The sequence below is a fragment of the Natrialba sp. INN-245 genome, assembly GCF_009807105.1.
Taxonomy (GTDB): domain Archaea; phylum Halobacteriota; class Halobacteria; order Halobacteriales; family Natrialbaceae; genus Natrarchaeobius; species Natrarchaeobius swarupiae.
In genome coordinates, this window is the sequence record NZ_WUBV01000052.1 from 1 (window position 1) to 1,631 (window position 1,631).

The window sequence follows — 1,631 nt, forward strand, 5'->3', positions numbered from 1 at the left end:
CATCCGTTCTAGTTTAGCAGATCGGGGCATCCAGAGACGTCGAGCTAGAATCGTCAGTAACTAGGAATGTGAGAATCCGGTAGAGAATGTGTACACCCTACCGGATTCAGTAGTTGTGAACCGAATTCAAAGAGCGTTTCCATCTGATGAGTTGCGCGAGCGTGCTCGCGCAACGAATCTCATCCAGCGAGAGCGGAAACTCGACATCGTCGCCCTGTTTTACACGCTTTCACTCGGCTTCGCTGCCGGATCTGATCGATCCATTCAGGCGTTTCTCGAACGCTACGTCGAGATGGCTGACTGTGACGAACTCTCGTATGCGACGTTTCACGGATGGTTCAAACCGGGGTTCGTTGCACTCCTCAGAGAGATTCTCGATGACGCCATCGAGAATCTCGACACGGGCCAAGCCGAGCTTACCGGACGTCTCGAACGATTTCGAGACGTCCTCATCGTCGACGCCACGATCATTTCGCTCTATCAAGACGCCAGAGACGTCTATACACTCGATGATGACCGAGCCGGGGCGAAACTCCATCTCACCGAATCGCTCTCGACCGGGCTTCCGACACGATTCCAGACAACCGACGCGAGCACCCATGAACGGAGCCAGCTACCCACCGGCGAGTGGGTAGCTGGCGCCCTCATTCTGTTCGATCTCGGCTACTACGATTTCTGGCTGTTCGACCGCATTGACGCCAATGACGGCTGGTTCGTCTCTCGCGTCAAAGAAAACGCAGACTTCGAGGTCGTCGAAGAACTTCGTACGTGGCGCGGGAACAGCATTCCGCTGGAGGGACGGTCGCTGCAGGCCGTCCTCGACGACCTGCAGCGACGGGAAATCGACGTACAGATCACGCTCTCGTTCGACCGCAAACGAGGGTCGGGCGCCAGCACGACCCGAACCTTCCGATTAGTCGGCGTTCGTAACGATGACAGCGGCGAGTATCATCTGTACCTGACGAATCTGGACAGAGAGGACTACCGCGCGCCCGATATCGCACAGCTCTATCGGGCGCGCTGGGAGATCGAACTGCTGTTCAAAGAACTCAAATCCCGGTTCGGTTTGGACGAGATCAACACGACCGACGCCTACATCATCGAGGCGCTGATCATCATGGCAGCACTCTCGTTGCTGATGAGCCGAGTTATCGTCGACGAACTCCAGAAACTGGACGCAAACCAGCGAGAACGCGCCGACGACGCCGAGGCGTCGTCGCCGCGCCTCCCTCGGCGACGCTGTTCACACGCCATCGAACGTCACGCGCACCTGATCCAGTTGTACCTGATGCTTGATCTGGGCTATGAGCTGCCGGATCTTGATCGGCTGTTGCTATGGTCGTCACAGGATCCAAATCCACACCGCCCGAGGTTACGTGAACAGGTGGAGTCAGGCGAGTTCTGGTAACGAACTCGCCTGACGAGGCGGGCTGGATCGCCCGGCCTGATCAGCGATGGCTCTGGAACGGCGGCGCACTCACGACTGCGAGTGCGCCGCCTTCGACAGGAGACATGACCAAGAACCGGCTGGTTTGTTGGAACAGCAGCTATCTCGGTATGATTGCGGTCAGACTTGACGCAATTTCGGCGTGATCCCCATTTCAGTCAGTCGCTAAGCTAGAACGGATGCC

At 57.3% G+C, this 1,631-nt stretch carries 1 protein-coding gene; it reads left to right on the plus strand.

All coding sequences use genetic code 11. From position 1 onward, the window contains the following. Positions 1-88 precede the first annotated feature (88 nt). A complete protein-coding gene (locus tag GRS80_RS15100; protein WP_343161601.1) occupies positions 89-1,408 on the plus strand; it encodes an IS4 family transposase in 1,320 nt (439 codons plus the stop codon). Positions 1,409-1,631: the final 223 nt, after the last annotated feature.